General features: G+C 61.9%; 24 protein-coding genes. 15 read left to right on the top strand and 9 right to left on the bottom strand.

All coding sequences use genetic code 11. From position 1 onward, the window contains the following. Positions 1–183: 183 nt before the first annotated feature. Genes AC1DVN_RS18830 through AC1DVN_RS18805 form a run of 6 tightly spaced genes read left to right on the top strand, consistent with a single transcriptional unit; the run spans position 184 to position 5,822 of the window. Positions 184–3,030, top strand: coding sequence for an ATP-binding protein (locus tag AC1DVN_RS18830; RefSeq protein WP_257209770.1), 2,847 nt, complete (start codon positions 184–186; stop codon positions 3,028–3,030). Continuing rightward, complete coding sequence (locus tag AC1DVN_RS18825; RefSeq protein WP_003940329.1) at positions 3,027–3,443, top strand: roadblock/LC7 domain-containing protein; 417 nt, start codon at positions 3,027–3,029, stop codon at positions 3,441–3,443. The genes AC1DVN_RS18830 and AC1DVN_RS18825 overlap by 4 nt, the downstream gene beginning before the upstream one ends. 5 nt (positions 3,444–3,448) lie before the next feature. After that, positions 3,449–3,823: a DUF742 domain-containing protein gene (locus tag AC1DVN_RS18820; protein ID WP_019744850.1), complete on the top strand. Its 375-nt coding sequence runs from the start codon at positions 3,449–3,451 to the stop codon at positions 3,821–3,823. Continuing rightward, entirely contained in the window at positions 3,804–4,391 is a 588-nt protein-coding gene (locus AC1DVN_RS18815; RefSeq protein WP_003940118.1) for a GTP-binding protein, read from the top strand. Before AC1DVN_RS18820 ends, AC1DVN_RS18815 begins: the two co-directional genes overlap by 20 nt. A gap of 40 nt (positions 4,392–4,431) precedes the next feature. After that, positions 4,432–5,226 (top strand): MHYT domain-containing protein, encoded by a 795-nt coding sequence (locus AC1DVN_RS18810; protein WP_019744851.1) that lies wholly within the window; start codon positions 4,432–4,434, stop codon positions 5,224–5,226. 53 nt (positions 5,227–5,279) lie between these two features. After that, positions 5,280–5,822, top strand: a complete 543-nt coding sequence (locus AC1DVN_RS18805; RefSeq protein ID WP_046379036.1) for a P-loop nucleotide/nucleoside kinase family protein — start codon at positions 5,280–5,282, stop codon at positions 5,820–5,822. 7 nt (positions 5,823–5,829) lie between these two features. Here AC1DVN_RS18805 and AC1DVN_RS18800 read toward each other — a convergent pair whose 3' ends face one another. Further along, positions 5,830–6,288: a GNAT family N-acetyltransferase gene (locus AC1DVN_RS18800; protein ID WP_020970438.1), complete on the bottom strand. Its 459-nt coding sequence runs from the start codon at positions 6,286–6,288 to the stop codon at positions 5,830–5,832. Positions 6,289–6,344: 56 nt separating this feature from the next. Next, entirely contained in the window at positions 6,345–6,971 is a 627-nt protein-coding gene (locus AC1DVN_RS18795; RefSeq protein ID WP_019744854.1) for a helix-turn-helix domain-containing protein, read from the bottom strand. Between the two features lie 33 nt (positions 6,972–7,004). On the opposite strand from AC1DVN_RS18795, the gene AC1DVN_RS18790 reads away from it, so the two are divergent. After that, positions 7,005–8,033, top strand: coding sequence for an NAD(P)/FAD-dependent oxidoreductase (locus AC1DVN_RS18790; protein WP_477994117.1), 1,029 nt, complete (start codon positions 7,005–7,007; stop codon positions 8,031–8,033). A gap of 9 nt (positions 8,034–8,042) precedes the next feature. On the opposite strand, the gene AC1DVN_RS18785 is transcribed toward AC1DVN_RS18790, so the two are convergent. The 3 genes from AC1DVN_RS18785 to ctaD are packed head-to-tail and all read right to left on the bottom strand — an operon-like array spanning position 8,043 to position 10,788. Continuing rightward, positions 8,043–8,462, bottom strand: coding sequence for a DUF5313 family protein (locus tag AC1DVN_RS18785; RefSeq protein ID WP_042451127.1), 420 nt, complete (start codon positions 8,460–8,462; stop codon positions 8,043–8,045). A gap of 52 nt (positions 8,463–8,514) precedes the next feature. Continuing rightward, the gene (locus AC1DVN_RS18780) at positions 8,515–8,988 is read right to left on the bottom strand and encodes a MarR family winged helix-turn-helix transcriptional regulator (protein ID WP_019744857.1); all 474 of its coding nucleotides are present in this window, start codon (positions 8,986–8,988) and stop codon (positions 8,515–8,517) included. 45 nt (positions 8,989–9,033) lie between these two features. Then, on the bottom strand, positions 9,034–10,788 hold the full coding sequence (gene ctaD / locus AC1DVN_RS18775; RefSeq protein ID WP_046379038.1) for an aa3-type cytochrome oxidase subunit I: 1,755 nt from the start codon (positions 10,786–10,788) through the stop codon (positions 9,034–9,036). Between the two features lie 203 nt (positions 10,789–10,991). Here ctaD and AC1DVN_RS18770 point away from each other — a divergent pair, with 203 nt between their 5' ends. Further along, a complete protein-coding gene (locus AC1DVN_RS18770) occupies positions 10,992–12,143 on the top strand; it encodes an NADH:flavin oxidoreductase (RefSeq protein ID WP_020908734.1) in 1,152 nt (383 codons plus the stop codon). Between the two features lie 64 nt (positions 12,144–12,207). Here the strand turns inward: AC1DVN_RS18770 and AC1DVN_RS18765 are convergent, their stop codons facing one another. Next, positions 12,208–13,056 (bottom strand): aldo/keto reductase, encoded by an 849-nt coding sequence (locus AC1DVN_RS18765; RefSeq protein ID WP_046379039.1) that lies wholly within the window; start codon positions 13,054–13,056, stop codon positions 12,208–12,210. A gap of 130 nt (positions 13,057–13,186) precedes the next feature. Between AC1DVN_RS18765 and AC1DVN_RS18760 the strand changes: the two genes are divergently transcribed. The 3 genes from AC1DVN_RS18760 (at position 13,187) to AC1DVN_RS18750 (ending at position 16,410) form a co-directional block, all read left to right on the top strand. Continuing rightward, the gene (locus tag AC1DVN_RS18760; RefSeq protein WP_477994116.1) at positions 13,187–13,726 is read left to right on the top strand and encodes a class I SAM-dependent methyltransferase; all 540 of its coding nucleotides are present in this window, start codon (positions 13,187–13,189) and stop codon (positions 13,724–13,726) included. A gap of 69 nt (positions 13,727–13,795) precedes the next feature. Further along, positions 13,796–15,427: an ABC-F family ATP-binding cassette domain-containing protein gene (locus tag AC1DVN_RS18755; protein WP_477994115.1), complete on the top strand. Its 1,632-nt coding sequence runs from the start codon at positions 13,796–13,798 to the stop codon at positions 15,425–15,427. Positions 15,428–15,570: 143 nt separating this feature from the next. Continuing rightward, positions 15,571–16,410, top strand: coding sequence for an aldo/keto reductase (locus tag AC1DVN_RS18750; RefSeq protein WP_445387089.1), 840 nt, complete (start codon positions 15,571–15,573; stop codon positions 16,408–16,410). Between the two features lie 12 nt (positions 16,411–16,422). Here the strand turns inward: AC1DVN_RS18750 and AC1DVN_RS18745 are convergent, their stop codons facing one another. The 3 genes from AC1DVN_RS18745 to AC1DVN_RS18735 all read right to left on the bottom strand — a co-directional run bounded on the left by AC1DVN_RS18745 (position 16,423) and on the right by AC1DVN_RS18735 (position 17,906). Next, positions 16,423–16,998, bottom strand: a complete 576-nt coding sequence (locus AC1DVN_RS18745; protein ID WP_477994114.1) for a TetR/AcrR family transcriptional regulator — start codon at positions 16,996–16,998, stop codon at positions 16,423–16,425. Further along, entirely contained in the window at positions 16,999–17,412 is a 414-nt protein-coding gene (locus AC1DVN_RS18740) for a VOC family protein (RefSeq protein ID WP_477994113.1), read from the bottom strand. A gap of 74 nt (positions 17,413–17,486) precedes the next feature. Then, entirely contained in the window at positions 17,487–17,906 is a 420-nt protein-coding gene (locus AC1DVN_RS18735; RefSeq protein WP_021345236.1) for a hypothetical protein, read from the bottom strand. Positions 17,907–18,012: 106 nt separating this feature from the next. On the opposite strand from AC1DVN_RS18735, the gene AC1DVN_RS18730 reads away from it, so the two are divergent. The 4 genes from AC1DVN_RS18730 to AC1DVN_RS18715 are packed head-to-tail and all read left to right on the top strand — an operon-like array spanning position 18,013 to position 20,977. Then, positions 18,013–18,309, top strand: a complete 297-nt coding sequence (locus tag AC1DVN_RS18730) for a helix-turn-helix transcriptional regulator (RefSeq protein ID WP_153211789.1) — start codon at positions 18,013–18,015, stop codon at positions 18,307–18,309. Then, entirely contained in the window at positions 18,302–18,847 is a 546-nt protein-coding gene (locus AC1DVN_RS18725) for a hypothetical protein (RefSeq protein WP_020970450.1), read from the top strand. The genes AC1DVN_RS18730 and AC1DVN_RS18725 overlap by 8 nt, the downstream gene beginning before the upstream one ends. 43 nt (positions 18,848–18,890) lie before the next feature. Next, complete coding sequence (locus AC1DVN_RS18720; RefSeq protein ID WP_019744869.1) at positions 18,891–19,787, top strand: ABC transporter ATP-binding protein; 897 nt, start codon at positions 18,891–18,893, stop codon at positions 19,785–19,787. Beyond that, a complete protein-coding gene (locus tag AC1DVN_RS18715) occupies positions 19,784–20,977 on the top strand; it encodes an ABC transporter permease (protein ID WP_019744870.1) in 1,194 nt (397 codons plus the stop codon). Before AC1DVN_RS18720 ends, AC1DVN_RS18715 begins: the two co-directional genes overlap by 4 nt. Positions 20,978–21,038 lie beyond the last annotated feature (61 nt).

The following is a 21,038-nucleotide window of genomic DNA, read 5'->3' as shown; positions in this document are numbered from 1 at the left end:
TTACCCTTTCACCTGGCCTTACAATCCGGATATAGTAATCGGCGATCCATGAAGCCAACTGGGATGTAGCGAGCCAGCGAACAGTCTGTTACCGTTCAGCTAACTACCCCTTCTGGTCAAACCGGATTGAAGGGGTTCGGGCAATGACCCACGGGGGGTTGACGTGAAGGGGCCATGTTCCGCATGAAACACGATTCACACACGACAACCTCTTGGTGGTCGATCGGCGAATGGCGCCTGGGATGGAAGGTCATCGCCGTTCTCGCATTGCCGATGATCGTCGCCGTCGTCCTCGGCGCACTTCGAGTTCAGACAGAACTCGAAGAAGCCGCACAGCTGAGTTCCTCGTCCGAGCGTGCCCTCGCAGTGCCCGCGGCGATCAACCTCGAATCCGCACTGTACGAACTCGCCGAAGCCGCATCGGCACGCACTGACACCGGCCCGGCAACACAAGCAGTTTCGGACGCAATGGACCAACTGGTAGACGCCGCGCGGGCGTTCCAGTCCGACGGCGACCTCAACGACCAAGTGGCTTCGGCGCTCGCCGAGAGCCGTTCCATCACCGAGGAGATCGCCGCCGGCGCGGTGGCTCCCGCACGCTTGGTTTCGCGGGTCGGCGAAGTCTCGCGCGCACTCTCGAGCACCTTCACCAGCGTCGTCGAGCATTCTCAACGCCCTGTCCTGCGCGAACAAGGTGGTCGACTCTCCGCACTCTGGGAAGCGCGACGAGCGCTGGCCGAACAACGAATCCTCTTCGGCTCCGGTGATCCGGACCAGCAAGCTCGTACGTCGATGGTCAGTGCTGCCGGTGCCGAACTGGTCGCTCTGAACAACATTCTGGCCATCGACGGGAGTAACGACACCGTCCAGACCCTCAGCAACTCTGCTCAGAACCGGATCAACGCCCTCGGATCAACGCCGTCGACCTCTCCTCTGGGGAGTCGCGTCGGCGCCGATCTGAAATCCGGCAACGACCAGTACAACAGCCTGACCGACACCACCGTCACCGAGTTCGGCGACACCGTCACCGCCGAATCCAATGCAGCACGAACCGCAGCACTCCGTGACACTGCAATCGTGCTCGGCGCGGTTCTGCTGGCACTGGCCATCGCCCTCGTCATCAGCCGATCGCTCATCGATCCGATCCGCCGGTTGCGATTTGCCGCATTGCAGGCCGCACGACGCGGACTCCCCGACGCGATCGAACGAATTCGCGCAGGTGCCAGTACCGACGAACTCGACTTCGCCCGTGTCCCGATCCGCACCCACGAGGAAATCGGCGAGCTTGCGCGCGCGGTGGACGACATGCACGGTCAGGCCATCACGCTTGCCGGCGAGCAGGCCACCCTGCGGCGCCAGGTCAACGACATGTTCGAAACGCTGTCGAGGCGCAACAAGTCCCTCGTCGACCAGCAACTCGGTTTGATCGAACAGTTGGAGCAGGACGAAGACGACCCGCGTCGCCTCGAGAATCTGTTCCGGCTCGATCACATCGCCGCGAGAATGCGTCGAAACGGCGACAACTTGCTGGTCCTCGCCGGAACCGATGTACGCCGCGCCAGGACCGCCCCCGTCGCTCTCGGCGATACGCTTCGCGCCGCGGTATCAGGCGTCGAGGAGTATCGACGCGTCGAACTCGGGCAGATCCCGCCCGGAGTCGTCACCGGTCATGCTGCCCCGGACGTCGTTCACCTCATCGCTGAGCTGCTCGACAATTCTCTGCGGTACTCCCCACCGGAGACCACCGTCTCCATCAACGCTGCCCGCACTATCGACGGCTCCATGATCGTCGAGATCGCAGATCTCGGTATCGGCATGTCGCCTGCCGATATCCTCGATGCCAACGAGCGCCTCGCCGCCGGCGGCGAGATGAGCGCGGATACAGCGCGTCGCATGGGTTTGTTCGTCGTGAGCCGAATCAGCCGTCGCTACAACATCTCTGTGCGCCTGCGCCCGACGGCAACGTCATCGACGCACAGCGGCATCACCGCCACGGTGCTCCTACCGACGTCGATACTCGATTCGTCTCGGGGACCCGAGATCCGCACGCCGCGAACCGGACCCGTTCCCACGCTCGATCGGACTCCCCCTCCCACACCGCCCGCACCGTCATGGTCACAGCCCGTCCCGACCGACTCCGCACCCCCGCGGCCTGCGACCAGAAGTTTCGCTGATCTCCCGCGTCGAACGCCCGGTAACAGTACCGATCGGACCGAGACGTTCGCCCCGATCACACCACAATCCACTCCTACGGCAACAGCGCCTTCGGGATTGCCACGTCGCACTCCGGGCACAAGTGGAGTACCGGCAGTCAGCACCTCGACTCCGACCACTGCTGCACCCGCCACCTCGGTGTCGTCCTTCGCTCCTCTGCCCGATCCCGAAGGCACAAGCACATCGACGTCCCTTCCCGTTCGTACTCCGTCGCCGGAATTCACCTCGCCGGCACAGGGTCCCGAGATCCCGGTGGGTCCACAACCGTCGACAACCCCGCCGCCGCGGCACCGACTCTCAGCCCCGACGCCGACAAATACTGCGGCATTCTTCTCCTCACGCACCCGTGACGGGCTCTCTGCTCGCGCATCGGCGAGGGCTGACGGCGCGGGCGACGGCAACTCGAACGGCGTACCCTCTGCTCCGACCACGATGCCGATTTTCGCCCGGATGGTGTCGGAGTGGCTCGTGGATCCGACGGCGGAGACTTCGGCGGCTTCCACCGGCAGTTCGTGGACCACCGACGCGGATCAAGGCTGGCTGGCCGCTCGGACCTCGTTCGAGATGCCGGTCACCAAGATCGCCGATTCCGGTCTGCCCATTCGAGACCGCGGAGCCCGCCTGGTTCCTGGTGCCGTCGGCGGAGGCGGTACGACACAGCGCCATGCATCCAATCCGGCGGACGTCCAACGTGGTTGGAGCAGTTACCAATCCGGAGTACAACGAGGGCGTCGGCGCGCCGCCGACCATCAGCCCGATGGCGGACAGTCTTTCGAATCGTCCACGATGTTGCACAACGATGAAGGAGAACAGTGAACACTGTCGGAGCCCAAGAGACTCCCCGCGCACTCGACTGGCTGGTTTCGGCTTTTGCCCGAGACGTGCCGGGTGTGAGTCACGCGATCATCGTCTCAGCCGACGGGTTGTTGACCGCCTCGAGCACACACCTTCCGCTCGATCGGGCGGATCAATTGGCCGCTGTCACTTCCGGACTCGCCAGCCTGTCCGCGGGGGCGTCACGCCTCTTCGACGGTGGGGCCGTCATGCAGTCCGTCGTCGAGATGGAGAACGGCTACCTGCTTCTCATGGGCGTCGGTAGCGGCGCTTACCTTGCCGCCCTCGCTGTCGCCGGATGCGACATCGGCCAGATCGGTTACGAAATGGCGACTCTCGTCGATCGCGTCGGGACCACGATGGACATTGCCCCGCGAACGTCGCAGGGTATTTGAGTTCGATGCCTCACCATCAATCCGAGTACGACGACGCCGAACCCAGCTTGGTCCGGCCGTACGCGCTCACCGAAGGTCGGACCCTGCCGTCCATCGACCTCCCGCTCGAAGCGATCATCGCGACGATCGAGGACGTGGTCTCGAACAATCTTGCACCGCAGGATATTCGTGCATCGATCGTCGCACTCTGCGAGCAGCGGATCTCGATTGCCGAGATCGCTGCCCACCTCGGTGTTCCGATCGGAGTCGTGCGGGTACTGGTTGCCGACCTCGTAGTAGCCGGATCACTGGAAATACATGCCACTCTGCGAAGCGACGCATCTCGAGTCGAGCGACGCGAACTGATCGAAAGGACCCTCAGTGGACTTCGGGCACTCTGACTCATCGTCTCGCGTGAAATCGACAAAAATCGTGATCGCCGGGGGTTTCGGTGTTGGCAAGACAACGCTTGTGGGGACCGTCTCCGAAATCGTCCCCCTTCGCACGGAGGCAATGGTCACCGACGCCAGCGACGGTATCGACAATCTCGGTTCCACTCCCGACAAGAGCACCACGACGGTCGCGATGGACTTCGGGCGCATCACTCTCGCCGACGACCTGGTCCTCTATCTGTTCGGAACCCCGGGACAGCGCCGCTTCTGGTTCATGTGGGACGACTTGATCACCGGTGCAATCGGTGCGGTCATTCTGGTCGACACGCGCCGCCTGGAAGACAGCTTCGCTGCAGTCGACTTCTTCGAGGCGCGAGGGCTCCCGTTCATTGTGGCGGTCAACCGTTTCGACGGCGCACCAATCCATTCGGCGAGCGATCTCCGGCAGGCATTGGCGCTACCCAACCGCGTTCCCATGATCGAGATCGACGCCCGAAACCGCGAATCGGCCAAACGCGCGCTGATCGCCGTCACCGAGTACTCCCTCGAACGACTTGCAGCTGAAGCAGTCGTCTAGATGAATCACCAGATGCGAATCGTCGCCGAAAGGAACTGGCATGTCGGATGAAATGCACCATTTCTCGATGGGAATCTGGCTGCTCGGGCTCGCCTACGTCGTGTCCGTGGTCGGGTCGGTAGTCGGCCTGGCGTGCACCAGGCATTCAGCGTCGGCGACGACAACCGCCACACGCATGCGATGGCTCGCCATGGCTGCCCTGTCGATCGGTGGTGTCGCCATCTGGCTGATGCACTTCATCGCCATGCTCGGCTTCGCAGTCCCCGGCAGTCCCATTCGATACAACCTCGGATGGACCGTGATCTCCGCGATCATCTCAGTAGGTGCTGTTTTTGTCGGTCTGCTGATCATCGGGACCGAATTCCGCTGGACGCGGCTTCTGATCGGCGGCGTGGTGACCGGTCTCGCCGTGAACATCATGCATTACACCGGCATGCGCGCCTTGCGCTTTCAGGGTGAGATCCACTACGACCTGCTCTTCGTTGCATTGTCGGTTCTCATCGCAGTCGTCGCTGGAACCGCTGCACTGTGGTTCACCATGGTGCTCGAGTCCACGATTCTGCGTTTTGTCGCCGGAATCATCATGGGCATCGCCGTCGTCGGTATGCACTACACCGGAATGGCCGCAGTCGAGGTTGTTCACGACGCGGCAGCCCCGGCGCCGCAGGGACTCGAAGTGTTCTCATTCCTCTTCCCCGTCTTCGTTCTCGGCCTGCTGGCGTTGGCAGTTCCGATTGTCGCCGTGCTGACAGCACCCAACCGTGCGACGGCACGGATGGAATCCGCCGCCGACGACCTGGCGTTCGAAGCACGAGAGTTCGCGACCTCGAACTGAGAGGAGTACGGGGCGAGTCGATGTGAATCGACGACGCCCCGTACATTGCGGGGATGGTGGATGCCGTACACAACCCCCAGCCGTCGGCCGACGCGGCACTGGTCGTGATCGGTGGTTTGCCGGCCACCGGCAAGTCGACGATCGCGCGGGCGCTTGCTCAGCATCACAAGATCCCCTACGTGCGAATCGATACCATCGAACAGTCGCTGATCCGCAGCGGTATCGCTGATGTATCCGGGACCGCCGGATACATCACCGGGTACGCGCTCGCCGCCGAACAATTGCGACTGGGACTCTCGGTCGTGGTCGAATGCGTCAACCCAGTCGAGGCGACACGAAACGCCTGGTCAGCTACCGCACAACAGAATTCGGCGCGCTTGCTCAGTGTCGAAGTCATCTGTTCGGATCCCGACGAGCATCGCAGACGCGCAGAACAGCGAGTCGTCGACATCCCGGATCTTGTACTACCTACGTGGCAGGAAATCCTGGACCGAGACTACGAGCCGTGGACCACGGAACGGCTCGTGCTCGACACCGCAATCATGAACTCCGAGAGCGCAGTACGACGAATAACTGCCAGAATGTTCACCGAATGAGAGCTGCTCACAGGGTGAGAACGAAGAATGCACTGTTCGGATCTTCGCGGTAGTTTCCGAACGGTGGACACGGGACGAACCCGAATCTCGCGTACAACCGGCGTGCCGGATCGAAGAAGTCCTGTGTGCCGGTCTCCAATTCGAGTTGCCGGTAACCTCGTTGTCTCGACTCGTCCACGACGTGTTGAAGAAGTCGCGTACCCACGCCACGCCCTCGAGCTACCGATGAGGTTCGCATCGACTTGATCTCGCCACCGGTCGACGACCGTTCCTTGAGTGCAACACAACCGAGTAGCTCGTCACCTTCGCTCCACAGCGTCCACATGGTCACGGAGCTATCCGTCAGCCCGGTGATGTCCAGCGCGTGAACGCTGTCCGCGGGCGAGGTCGCATGCATGTCGGCGAGATGTTCGGTCAGTAGAGCACGGACCACATCCCGACTCAGGTCGTCAATTTCGATTCGCACGGATCCTCACTGTCCTCTTCGCTTCCGGCAGCATCGAATGAAAGTATGACTGGCCGTCACTTCGGCGAAGGCTTGGCCCGTACGTGGATGCGTTCTCCTTGGGGGCCGAACAGACTCAGTACCTCGACCGGGCCGCCGCCGTCACTACCGAACCAATGCGGGTTTCGGGTGTCGAATTCAGCAGCTTCACCCGTACCCATCACGATGTCGTGATCGGCCAACACCAACCGCAACCTCCCCGACAAGACGTACAGCCATTCGTAGCCGTCGTGCACTTGCGGGTCGGGGTCCGTCTGGCTTGCCGGGATGGTCATCTTGAATGCCTGCAGCCCACCGGGTTGCCGAGTCAGCGGCAATACCGTTCGCCCACTGACGCTTCGAGGCGCACTCTGGATACGTGGATCGGCGACCTGTGGTGCCGCAACCAGTTGGTCCAACGGCACTTGGTGGGCAAGCGCGATCGGAAGCAGCAACTCCAGACTGGGTCGACGCTCCCCCGCTTCGAGCCTCGACAGGGTGCTCTTCGAAATACCGGTGGACTCGGACAGCGCTGTGAGCGTGACGTTCCTCTGTGTACGAATGCGTTTGAGGCGCGCGCCGATCTGCGAGATGGCGGCATCGATGTGCGGACCGTTGACATTCATTGTGCCGAGTCTGACGACGATTCCCAGAAATGGCAACATTAGTTGCTGACGAACCTGCTCCGCGAGCAATCTGTGCTCATGCAAACACACACTGAAACAGAGATCCTCGACGCCGTGATCGTCGGCGGTGGCGCCGCCGGACTCAGTGCAGCCCTGGTGCTGGGTCGTGCTCGGCGCTCGGTCGCCGTCATCGATTCCGGCAAACCGCGCAACACACCGGCAGCACACATGCACGGCTTCCTCTCGCGAGACGGCATGGCGCCAGGTGAGTTGCTCGCCGTCGGACGCAGCGAATTACAGACGTACGGAGTCGAATTCAAACGCGACGACGTAGTCGACATCTCCTGGCGCGGTATCGAACCCGGCTTTGTCGTCGAACTGTCGGGAGGCACGACGCTCGAAACTCGCACTGTGCTGGTTGCAACCGGCCTACGGGATTCACTCCCGGAAATACCAGGAATCCAGGAGCTTTGGGGGCAAAGCGTGCTCCATTGCCCGTACTGCCATGCGTACGAGATCAGCGACCAACCGATCGGCGTTCTCGGCGGCGACGCTCGCGAGATGTCACTTCACCAGGCGTTTCTACTCCGACAGTGGTCGTCGGATGTGACGTTCTTCCCCGACAAGATCTCGCTCACCCCCGACGAACGCGCGCGACTGGCTGCCCGAGGAGTGACGGTTGCCGACGGATCGGTATCTGGATTGGTCTGCGAGAAAAGCAAACTGAAAGCCGTCGAACTCGACAACGGCCAACTGGTTGCGCGCTCAGCACTGTTCGTTGCGCCGCGTTTCGTTCCGAACGACGCACATCTGACGCGACTCGGCTGCAAAGCCAGCCCCACGGGATTCGTGGCTGTCGATCATTCCGGCGCCACCAGTGTTCCCGGTATCTGGGGCGCCGGCAACGTCATCGACCCTCGCGCACAGGTAATCAATGCTGCGGCTGCAGGTTCAACCGCGGCGATCGCAATCAACGGATACCTGGTAGAGCAGGACGTCGAATCGGCTCTTCGCTCGACCGACCCTGAAGGTGGTTTCTCGGCGGCCATGGAGCAGGGCGTCTGCGAGATGAACGGCGGCAGCGCCCTTCACGGCATCTGACCGAGGCGTCTAGGTCGCGGGGCCGCCGTGCAACTTCTCGTAGGCGGCCTTCTCGGCGTCGTGGCGCGAGATCTTCTTCGGGTTCTCGAGGTCGGAAGGCAAACCGTGACGCTCGAGGCGACGCGACCTGTTCTGAGCCATGTAGGAGACCGAATAGAACAGCGCCAGAAGCACTCCGAGCAGCACCATCGACGCCCGCAGGGCCCACGGCCCGGGGAAGAGCATGAAGGCCGCGAAGACGGGAATGAACGGCACCATGCTGCGGATCAGGTGACGTGGCACAGCCCAGTCACCGATCAGGTCGTTTCGCACCCAGTCCTGCATCGAATCGGGCAACTTGCGCCCCACTGAATAACCCAACCACTGAAGGGGATTCGGGCTCGTGCGTTGCTTTTTGGAAGTCACGGAAGTCACCTGTTCGGTACGCATCGGTCTTGACGCAGTCGTCACGTTTCTTTCAGATGTGGTCATCACATTTCTCTCATTGGTCCAAAGCGCCGGCGCGGAGCGCGGCCTCGTTGACCCGCGTCAGAACGTTGTGGAGTTCTTCGAGTTCGGCGAGGCTGACGCCGAGCTTCGCGACAACCGCCGGCGGGATCTTCTCCGCCTCGTCACGCAGTGCCACACCGGCTTCGGTGAGGTCGACGTCGAGTTGACGTTCGTCGGCGCGGCTACGGGTTCGCGTGATCAACCCGGACGCCTCGAGTCGCTTGAGGAGCGGCGAGAGTGTCGGCGAATCGAGCTGCAATGCCTGCCCGATTTCCTTGACCGCCATCGGCGACTTCCCCCACAGGGCAAGCATCACCAGATACTGGGGATGCGTGAGGCCCATCGGCTCGAGCAGTGGCCGGTAGACGGACAGGACTGCCCGGTTCGCGACCGCAAGTGCAAAACACACCTGCCGGTCGAGAGCCAGCGGATCGTCCATCTGCGTCTGCGGAGCCTTCGTCGTCATGAATCCGATGTTACCAGATTGATTAGTGCAGTAACTATTATCGCACTAATCAATCTGGCGACGATCGTCACTTTTCTCCAACGTCGACGTGGGTTGCCCGGTGAGGCCCACGTGCGCTTCCGCCCTCATTCGCTCCACCATGTGCGGGTAGTGCAGCTCGAAGGCCGGACGCTCGCTGCGGATGCGCGGCAACTCGGTGAAGTTGTGACGCGGCGGCGGGCAAGTTGTCGCCCACTCGAGCGAGTTTCCGTAGCCCCACGGATCGTCGACGGTGACCACTTCGCCGTAGCGGTAACTCTTGAAGACGTTCCAGATGAACGGCAGTGTCGACGCGCCGAGCACGAAGGCGAAGATCGTGGACACCGAGTTCAGCACCGTGAACCCGTCCGAGGGCAGGTAGTCGGCGTAACGACGGGGCATACCTTCGCCACCGAGCCAGTGCTGGACGAGGAAAGTGCCGTGGAAACCGACGAACGTGGTCCAGAAGTGCCACTTGCCGAGGCGCTCGTCCATCATGCGACCGGTCATCTTCGGGAACCAGAAGTAGATACCGGCGTACGTGGCGAACACGACCGTACCGAAGACCACGTAGTGGAAGTGGGCGACAACAAAATACGTGTCGGTGACGTGGAAGTCGATCGGCGGACTCGCGAGAATAACGCCCGACAGACCACCGAAGAGGAAGGTGATCAGGAAGCCGACCGAGAACAGCATCGGCGATTCGAAGGTCAACTGCCCCTTCCACATCGTGCCGATCCAGTTGAAGATCTTCACACCTGTCGGCACGGCGATCAGGAACGTCATGAACGAGAAGTAGGGCAGGAGAACAGCACCCGTCGCATACATGTGGTGAGCCCACACCGCGATGGACAGAGCTGAGATCGCCAGTGTCGCGTAAACCAAACCGGTGTATCCGAAGATCGGCTTACGGCTGAAGACCGGGAAGATCTCCGAGACGATGCCGAAGAACGGCAGCGCGATGATATACACCTCGGGGTGCCCGAAGAACCAGAACAGGTGCTGCCACAACAGAACTCCACCTGACGCTGGGTCGAAGATGTGTCCACCGAGATGGCGGTCGACGAACAGGCCCATGAATGCGGCGGTCAGTAGCGGGAACGCCATCAAGATCAGGATGCTGGTGATGAAGATATTCCAGGTGAAGATCGACATCCGGAACATCGTCATGCCTGGTGCGCGCAAACAGATCACCGTGGTGATCATGTTGACCGCACCGAGAATAGTGCCGAGACCGCCTACTGTCAGTCCGAAGACCCACAGGTCAGCTCCGACGCCGGGGCTGTGCACCGCACCCGACAGCGGGGTGTACGCAGTCCAACCGAAGTCGGCAGCGCCGCCCGGCGTGAGGAATCCGCCGAGTACGATCAAACCACCAAAAGTGAAGAGCCAGAAGCCGAATGCGTTCAAGCGCGGGAAGGCCACGTCCGGGGCACCGATTTGCAGCGGAAGTATGTAGTTCGCGAAGCCGAAAACGACGGGCGTCGCGTACAGCAGCAACATGATCGTGCCGTGCATGGTGAACAACTGGTTGAACTGCTCGTTCGAGAGGAACTGCATCCCGGGGACAGCCAGTTCCGCACGCATGAACAGGGCCATCAGGCCGCCGATCAAGAAGAACACGAAAGCCGTGATCATGTACATGATCCCGATCTTCTTGTGATCGGTGGTCTTGATCATGTCGAACATCCACGACCCCTTGGGATCACGACGCTTCGGGTACGGCCGCTCCGGAATCGGCTCCAGCTCTCCGGTCCGCTCGTCCGGCACCGTTGTTGTCATGCTCGCGCGTCCTCTTTCGTGCTCGATACCACCCTCAAGAACTTTCCGCACGACCATATCGCATGTTAATAGTTAATGCACAAACTAAGTTTGGTCGACGTGGACATCAATCGAAAACCGAACGTACGCAACCTTTTGCAGATTTCGGTGAGATAAAGTCAGGCGACGGAATAGGTCGAGGGTCCGCCGCGTTGAACAAACCCGTGACTCTTCCCGACACATCGACAGCACCCGAGGCCCCCGCGTTGCGCGGCCTCTTCGAGCCTTTCGAGGTCAAATCACTCTCGTTGCGCAACCGTTTTGCGATGGCCCCGATGACTCGCGCCTTCTCTCCTGACGGAATCCCCGGCGCCGACGTGGCCGAGTACTACCGTCGTCGCGCAGCGGGCGGGGTCGGCCTGATCATCACGGAAGGCACCTATATCCCGGACCCGGCAGCCGGCCCGCACACCCGCGTACCGCGCATCTACGGTGATTCGAGCCTGGGCGGCTGGAAGTCGGTAGTCGACGCCGTGCACGCCGAGGGTGGATCGATCATTCCTCAGCTGTGGCACCTCGGAGTCGAGCGCGGCGAAAACTCGCGTCTGAACCCCGAGGTCGAAACCGTCAGCCCCTCCGGCCTGGCGCTGGACGGCACCCGTCTGGGACGAGAATTCACCACCTCGGATCTCGACACCTTGAAGCAGTCGTGGGTCGACGCCGCACTCAACGCGAAGAACACCGGTTTCGACGGGCTCGAGTTGCACGGAGCGCACGGCTACCTGCTCGACGAATTCCTGTGGGCCGGAACCAATGTCCGCACCGATGAATACGGCGGATCACTGGAAGCCCGCACCCGTTTCCCGGCCGAGGTCGTCGCCGCAATCCGAGAGGCTGTCGGAAACGAGTTCGCGATCGTCTACCGATTCTCGCAGTGGAAGTCCGGCCACTACGACGCTCGTATCGCCCAGAGCCCGGCTGAACTCGGCCGCATCCTCACTCCCCTGGTCGACGCCGGCGTCGACGTTCTGCATCCGTCGACGAGGCGCCACTGGGAACCGGCGTTCGCTGAACTCGACGGTGAAGACGGCAAGCTCGGCCTCGCCGGCTGGACGAAGAAGCTGACCGGGTTGCCGACCATCACCGTCGGCTCGGTCGGACTCGACTCCGTGTTCACGACGGCATTCACCGGCGACGCCGCATCGGCTGTCACGGGGCTGGAGCGTCTCGAAGCTCAGTACGATAGGGGTGAATTCGACATGGTTGCCATCGGACGCGCGCTGCTCGCCGATCCCGAGTGGGTCGAGAAGCTCCGCACCGGACGCGCGGACGAGCACATCGCATTCACTGCAGAACATCGCACGCACCTGAACTGACCTCGCACGACAGAACGGCACTCCCGCGATTGCGGGAGTGCCGTTCGTGGGTCTACCGGAAGTTCTAGCTGCCGAGCGTGACCGGGTCGGGGCCGATGCGGCCGGCCGGGTCGTCGAGAGCACCGATCGCGTTGATTTGTTCCGGCGTCAGTTCGAATCCGAAGACATCGAAGTTTGCGGCGATACGTTCGGGGGTCACCGACTTCGGAATCACCACGTTTCCGATCTGCAGGTGCCAGCGAATGATCACCTGAGCCGCGGTGACGCCATGAGCGTCGGCGATAGCGGTGATGACGGGGTCACCGAGAACAGTTCCCTGGCCGAGCGGGCTCCACGCTTCCGTCGCGATTCCCTTGCCGGTGTGGAAAGCGCGCAGTTCGGCTTGGTTGAACTTGGGGTGAAGCTCGATCTGGTTGAGGACCGGCACCTCACCGGTTTCACCGATGACACGCTCGAGGTTCTCGATGGTGAAGTTGGAGACGCCGAGGGATCGAACCCGTCCGTCCGCCTTGAGCTTCTGGAATGCCTTGAAGGTCTCGACGTACAGGTCCTTGGACGGAACCGGCCAGTGGATCAGGTACAGATCGAGGTAGTCGAGACCCAACTTGTCGAGGCTGGCGTCGAAGGCGGCAAGCGTCGAGTCGTAGCCCTGATCGTCGTTCCACAGTTTTGTCGTGATGTACAGGTCTTCGCGGGCGATGCCGGATTCGGCGATCGCGCGGCCGACGCCCACCTCGTTGCCGTAGATCTTGGCGGTGTCGATACTGCGGTAACCGGTCTTCAGAGCGGTGGAGACGGCTTCCTGCGTCTCGTCGTCCGGAACCTGGAACACACCGAATCCCAGTGCGGGGATCGTCTTACCGTCGTTCAGAACAATGGTCGGTACAGAGGTCACATCGTTGGTCTCGGTCATATGTGGATCCAACGCACGGGCGCCAGGAGGCATTCCCCACCGAACCTCCTCTTCGCACCCTTGTCGCACCCGAAATGCCGGTCTACCTTGGAATACAAGTAATCGAATCGCCTCGAGAAAAGAGAGAGCGATGAATCTCGGATATCGCCTCGCCTACAAGGTCGGCGTCACTCCATGGGAGCACACCGGTCACGGCTTCGACGCTCAACTGTCCGGCCTTCTGGATGCGATTCCCCTCCCAGAAGGTGGCCGCGCACTCGATATCGGTTGCGGCACCGGACGCCATTCCATCGAGCTGGCGCAACGCGGGTGGCACGTCACCGGCGTCGACGCCGAACAGGAACCGCTGGACAAAGCGCGCATTCACGCGCGTGAAGCACACGTCGACGTCCGGTTCCTCCACGAGGACGCGGCAGACCTGCACATTGCTGTCGACGGCGGGCACATGCTGGTGCTCGACATCGGCTGTTTTCACGGGCTCACCGATCATCAACGACGCGACTACGGGAGGTCGGTCAACGCGATCACCGCACCCGGGGCGTCCATGGTGATGTTCGCATTCGGGCCAGGTCACCGTTGGCCGATGCCACATGGCGTCTCCGAGGAGGACGTCATGCGAGCATTCGACGGTTGGTCGATGGCCTCGAGCACGGCCGCCGACCTTTATTAACCGCCCACGGTTAATAAAGGCGCACAGCACCGATTAACACAGGCGCACAGCTCCGGGGATACTTCTCAGGTGACTGCAACACTGCGCATCAGCGGCCTCTCTGCCTCCCGGGGAGAACGCACTCTGTTCTCCGACCTCGATCTCACCGTCGCGCCCGGCGACGTCATCGGCCTCGTCGGCGCGAACGGCGCCGGCAAGTCGACGCTTCTCACTGCACTGGCGGGAATCGGCCCTGCCGACGTCGAAGGTTCGATCATCCTCAGCCCGCCAGACGCTGCGGTGGGCTATCTCGCGCAGGAACCCGACCGCATCGAGGGCGAGACCGTCCTCGAGTTCCTCGGCCGACGCACCGGCGTCGCGCACGCCGAGGCGGTCATGAACGCCGCGGCCGAAACCCTGGCTGAAGCGGAGGAGGATCTGTACTCTCCGGCTCTCGAACGCTGGCTGGCTCTCGGGGGCGCCGATCTGTTCGAGCGCGCTGAGAAGGTGGTCGAAGAACTCGGACTCGGAGTTCCGCTCGAAGCTCACATGACGGCGTTGTCCGGCGGTCAGGCCGCACGCGCCGGGCTCGCGTCGCTGTTGCTCTCGCGCTACGACATTCTCCTGTTGGACGAACCCACCAACGATCTCGACCTGCGGGGTCTCGAGCAGTTGGAGCGATTTGTCGCCGAGACCCGAGCGGCGCTGGTTGTCGTGAGCCACGATCGCGAGTTCCTCTCGCGCACCGTCACGGGGATCGTGGAACTCGATCTGGCACAACAGGACATCGCCGTTTACGACGGCGGCTACGAGTCTTACCTCGCCGAACGCGAGATCGCCCGCCAGCACGCACGCGAGGCGTTCGAGGAATACGCAGGCACCCGCTCCGATCTCGAAGATCGCGCACAGATGCAGCGCAACTGGATGGAACACGGCGTCCGCAATGCGCGTCGTAAGGCCAAGGACAACGACAAGATCGGACGCGGATTGCGGACCGAGTCGACGGAGAAGCAAGCCGCGAAGGCACGCCAGACCCAACGTCGCATCGAGCGACTCGAAGTGGTCGAGGAACCGCGCAAGGAGTGGGAACTTCGCATGGAGATCGCAGCAGCTCCGCGGTCCGGATCTGTTGTCGCAACCACGAATGGTGCCAAGGTAACTCGCGGTCAGTTCACGTTCGGTCCGGTCACGACACAGATCGACTGGGGCGATCGAATCCTCGTCACGGGCGCGAATGGGGCCGGCAAGACCACCCTCCTGAACGTCCTGCTCGGCAAACTCGTCCCGGACGAGGGCATCGCATCCTTGGGTTCCGGTGTCGCGATCGGTGAGATCGATCAGGCGCGTGGATTGTTCGAAGGTAATCAACCAGTCGTCGAGGCCTTCGGCGCTCAGGTTCCGGACTGGCCCGATGCCGATGTCCGTACTCTGCTCGCCAAGTTCGGCCTGCGCGGACACCACGTACTCAGATCTGCCGCTTCCCTGTCCCCCGGCGAAAGAACAAGGGCTGCACTTGCTTTGCTCCAAGCTCGCGGCGTGAACCTACTGGTACTGGACGAGCCGACGAACCATCTCGACCTTCCGGCGATCGAACAGCTCGAGCAAGCGATGGAATCCTTCGAGGGAACCCTCCTCCTGGTCACTCACGATCGACGCATGCTGCAGTCCACCCGAAGTACGCGCCGGTGGCGAATGGAGAACGGACAGCTCTTCGAGGAGTAGCCAACCGACTCTGCTTGCGCAGACAACCCGCGTGTGCAACTATTTATCAGGCGCACGCAATAGTTGCATGCGCGGCATAGGTGGGCACGGGCGACACGATCGCCCGTCGAACCGCCACACCCAGTCTTGAAAGGCGCTCTTCAATGTTGTCGATCCCCGACCGCACACTGACTCACGGAACCACCGGCGAACCGATCACCATCCCGCAACTCGGGTACGGCGTTTTCCAGGTACCGGACGCACAGACCGAAGAGGTCACTGCCACCGCTCTCGAGATCGGCTACCGCCACATCGACACGGCCGCAATCTACGGAAACGAAGCCGGTGTCGGCCGCGCCATCGCTAGTTCGGGTGTTCCGAGGTCAGAGCTTTTTGTCACCACCAAGTTGTGGAATGACGATCAGGGCCACGACCGAGCGCTCGCCGCGTTCGACACGAGCCTCGACAAGCTCGGCCTCGACTTCGTCGACCTGTATCTGATCCACTGGCCGGCACCGGCAAAGGGCCTGTTCGTGGAGACGTGGGCCGCTTTCGAGGAGATCCTCGCCTCCGGCCGTGTCCGTGCGATCGGCGTGTCCAACTTCCTGCCCGAGCACCTCGAACTGCTGGCCGAGCACAGCTCGATCACCCCGGCCGTCAACCAGATCGAATTGCACCCCAGACTGCAACAGCACGCGTCACGGGAATACGCGCGAAGTCGCGGCATCGAGATCGAGGCATGGAGCCCACTGGGACAGGGAACTATCCTCGACGACCCGACCATCGGGAAAATCGCTGCAGCACACGGAAAGAGCCCAGCGCAGATCATTCTGCGCTGGCATCTCGAACAGGGACACACCGTTCTGTCGAAGTCGGTGACACCTGCCCGCATGCGCGACAACGCCGCAATCTTCGACTTCGCACTCGATACCGACGAGTCAGCTGCCATCGCAGCGCTGAACACCGACAGCCGTGTCGGACCCGATCCAGTCGAATTGAACTGAATCGAAACGGCTTCAGGAATTTTCGTGGGGAGTCAACGTCAGCAGCACGGAATCGACGGACTGCTCGGCCAGGAGCGCGTCCAACGGTAAGTGACGGAACAACGCTCGGTAATAGATCGGCGACGCCAGGGCATCCAGGACGAAGTCCAGGTCGAAGTCGCTCCGAATGTCGCCGCGTAGCCGCGCCGATTCCAGCACTGCCGCAGTGGAATCGCGTCGTGGCTGAAAGAATGCCGACTGGAAATCCCGCGCCAATTCCGGGTCCGCCGCCAGATCCGCGACCAACGCGGGCAGGATCCGCCCAACTACCGTTTCGCTCAGTCCCACAACCAATGTCGTGATGCCGGCGACCAGGTCTGCCCTGAGATCGCCGGTGCCCGGCGTTGGATCAGTGCCGATGTGCGCCACGACGACGTCGACCACCAGATGCCGCTTCGACGGCCATCTCCGGTAGATGGCGGGTCGATGCACGCCGGCTTTCGTCGCCACCGAACCGATTGACAGCTCCGCATAACCGTTCTCCCCCAACAACTCCAGGGTTGCCGCCAGTACGGCGTCGTCGATCCGCTCGTCGCGGGCGCGCACCATCTACAGCACCGGTCGCGGCATGAGCACCAGACGCCAGCCGTCGGGATCTTCGAAAGTCATCCCCGCATTCTCCTCCCAGTACGGATTCTCGGCGCGAACGGGTTCGTGCCCTGCTTCACCCAACCGCTGAACTACCTCGTACATCGCCGACTCGCCGGCGAAGTAGAGCACCAACAGGTTGTCCTGCGTCGGCGCCGGGCACGGGCTTCCGTCTTCGTGGGTCGTGAATTCGAGGTGATAGTTCGAATCCGGCAGCCCCAGCATGATTCCGTCGTACCCGGCATGACCGGAGAACCGGTAGAGCTCTGGCAATCCCAGACAGTCGCGATAGAACGCAATCACGTCGTCGAGCCTGTCGGTGGGTCGCGCTATGCGCACTTGCACTACTGCGAGGTCGTTCGGCCAAGTTGCCATTCCCAAACAGTACAGTACGTACCGTAATGTTTCGAGAAGATGGCCGCCAGCCTCCCGACGGCAGCTCGCTGCAACTACAAGCGATCATTCTCCGGAAACGCCGCTTTGGGCATGAACGTCGGCCTGGCGAACAGAACAGAGAGATTGGTGGGCTGCGACTCCACCGGGCGATCGGACCGATACAGCAAGGCCTGCTGCGGGGTACTCACCCATTCACTGGCGAAAATCTCACCGATACGGCCCACCGGCACGTGCGATCCATCCTCGAGTCGAACGGTGACGTCTGCCCCGGCGTCCGACTGGCCGTACACGACCCACCACGATTCACCCTCAACGTCTCCTGGAGTGTGCTGACCGATACCGATGACGGCACCTTTTTCCATCGCATCGCGCCAGACCACTTCACGCCCTTGCGGTCCCACGCTGTAGCTACCGTCCTCGCGCACCTGCACGACGAGGCAGGACTTCTCGAGCACCAACTTTTCGACCACCATGCGACGCCCCTTCTGTTGCCCGAACCCTATCCGCCGACACCACCCAGAAACGGCATCTTCGCGGTTCATGTTGACAAACTGTTGGGTTTTTACAACACTTTGATGCATGAGCCCAGTCCGACGGGGAGACGCGCTCCCCATCTTCAATCGCATCGGAGTGCTTCGCGCCGAGCGGAAGATGAGTCGGGCCCAGCTTGCACAACTCGTCGACGTCAACCCGCAGACGGTGGGGGCGCTCGAACGCGGCGATCACTACCCCAGCCTGGATCTCGCGTTCAGGATCTGCTGGGTGTTCGACCTTCCGGTCGAAGCGGTGTTCTCCCGGACGGAGTTCGGGCCGCTGTCGAGGGAGGTCTACCGATCTGACCGCACTACCGAGGGGAGTGAAAAGCCCAGTGCCTGAATCAAATCTGATCGACCGCTACCAGGCCCACCGCACTCGGCGGTTCCTGCAGAACGAGGAGACGTTCCGACATTGGCTCCCGAATTGGCGAACCCGTCGACGTCGGCGGATGCTCGTCATCGCCCTCGGAGTCCTGTTCGCCACGATGGTTGCCATCGGCATAGCGTGCCTGTTCAACCCACTGTTCGCGGTGGCATGGCCGGTCCTCACCCTGTTGTTCCTACCGACGTGGTCTTCACTTCAAATCGTGTCGGGCAGGCAAGGGGATGCGCCGCGGCATGCTCTGGACGAATGGGAGATCCAGCAACGCAACGACGCCCGTTCCGTCGGGTTGAGCGTGACTCAATCGTTGGTCTTCATTGTCGCCATTTTCCTCATTTTCACCTCGTCGGTGCAGTGGAATGTAGAGAGACTGCCTTACTCGGGAGGTTTATTGGCACTGACTGCAATGCTGATCGGCGCGTGCACGCCCGCGATGATTCTCTCGTGGACCAATCCAGACCCGGATCCGATTGATTCCGAAGAGTTCGACCTCTGACCCGTATTACCGAAGCGCACCACTCGACCGATGGGAAGGACCCATGTCAGCCACCCTCACGATCGACGGCATCTCGAAACGCTACGGCGACGTCGTTGCACTCGACAACCTCAGTTTCGAAGTGCGACCAGGCGAGATCTTCGGATTCGTCGGCAGCAACGGCGCCGGCAAGACGACCACGATGCGCATTGCGCTGGGTGTACTCGGAGCAGATTCGGGGGAAGTTCGCCTCGGCGGCAAACCCGTCGACCTCGACGTGCGTCGCACTATCGGATACATGCCGGAGGAACGCGGCCTCTACCCCAAGATGAAGGTGGGCGCGCAACTTTCCTATCTGGCCGAGCTACATGGACTCTCGAAAGCCGATGCGCATGCGGCGACAGAGCGCTGGACCGAACGTCTGGGTATCGCCGAACGCGTCAAGGACACCGTCGACTCCCTGTCCCTCGGTAATCAGCAACGTGTGCAGCTCGCGGCCGCGCTGGTTCACGATCCAGCGGTACTCGTTCTGGACGAACCGTTTTCGGGCCTTGACCCCGTAGCGGTCGATGTCATGAGTGACGTGTTGGTCGAGAAGGCTCGCACCGGTGTTCCCGTAATCTTCTCCAGCCATCAGCTGGATCTGGTGGAGCGCTTGTGCGATCGCGTGGGCATCATCAGCCGCGGCAGCATGCGAGAGATCGGAACCGTCGACGAACTACGAGGCAAGGGCGACGGCCGAATCGAAGTCTTCGCCCCTGACGCGCCGGTCGGCTGGGCACACCACCTGATCGGTGTCACCACACTGAGCCACCTCGACGGTCGAACGCTCCTGAGCGTCGACGGAACCGCCGACGATCAGCAGATCCTGCATGCAGCGTTGAAAACCGGACCGGTGCACGAGTTCACGCTACGACGTCCGTCACTGACCGATCTGTTCCGAGAGGTAGTAGCCGCATGAGCAACCAGTTGAGCGGAGGTCGAGCCATCGGGTTGGTCGCCCGACGCGAATTCATGACGCAGATCTCGAAGAAGAGTTTTGTGATCAGCAACGTCATCATTCTGGTCGCGATCGTCGGCGGCATCATCGCCTTCTCACTCTTCTCCGGCGGCGACGAGGACAAGTCGAAGATCGGCTTGGTCGGCAACCAATCACTCAGTGCCACGATGGTGTCCATCGGCGACACCCTCGGAAATCCGGTGACGGTGACGGAGGTTTCCGACGACGGAACCGCGCGTAACCAGGTCAAGGACGGCGACCTCGACGTGGCCGTGATCGCTGGATCGGGCGGCGGCGTCACTGTCGTGACCAAGAAGGAAGTGCCCACGAATCTGCGCGCCGTCATCGAGAGTTCCGTTGCACAACAAGCACAATCGAATGCGCTTTCCGCTGCGGGGATCGACCCGGCTCAGCTCGCCGAAGCCACGTCCACCGCAGTGGTCACCATCGATGCCATCGATCCCCCGGATCCCGAACAGGGCCAACGCATAGCGATGTCGATCGCTGCTGTGGTGCTCCTGTACATGCAGATCCTGCTGTTCGGAACGTACGTGGCGATGGGCGTCGTCGAGGAGAAGTCCAGTCGCGTGGTCGAGCTGCTGCTCTCCACTCTTCGTCCGCTGCAATTGTTGTGGGGCAAGGTTCTCGGAATCGGTGCTGTCGGCCTGATGCAGATGGCTGCCTATGCCGTCGCGGGCGTCGCCACCGGACTGGCGACGGGCGTCCTGACCGTGACGGGCACCGCAATCGGCGTTCTGTTCGGCACTCTCGGGTGGTTCATTCTCGGCTTCCTCTTCTTCGCCGTGCTGTACGCCGCCGCCGGGTCCATGGTCTCGCGGCAGGAGGACGTCAACGCCACCGCGATGCCTCTCGCGCTGCTCGTCATGGCGATGGTCAGCGTGGCTTTCGTTTCGGTGAGCAATCCAGAAGGAACCCTGAGCAACGTGTTGAGTTGGATTCCGCCGTTCTCGGCAATCCTCATGCCCCTGCGCATTTCCGCCGGCGTTGCTTCTCCGTTCCAGATCGTGGGAACGATTCTGCTGATGCTGGTCGTGACTGCTGCGCTGTCGATGATCGCGGCAAAGATCTACCAGCGCTCCATCCTTCGTATCGGCAAAGTCGTGTCATGGAAAGAGGCGTTCGGACGCTGATTCTCCGGCGCACAACTGGCGCCACGCGATCCCGGCGGCACCCCGTCCAGGTAGGTTCATC

It is taken from the genome of Rhodococcus sp. P4_E4 (assembly GCF_056401575.1).
This window is presented reverse-complemented; position numbering and strand designations above follow the sequence as displayed.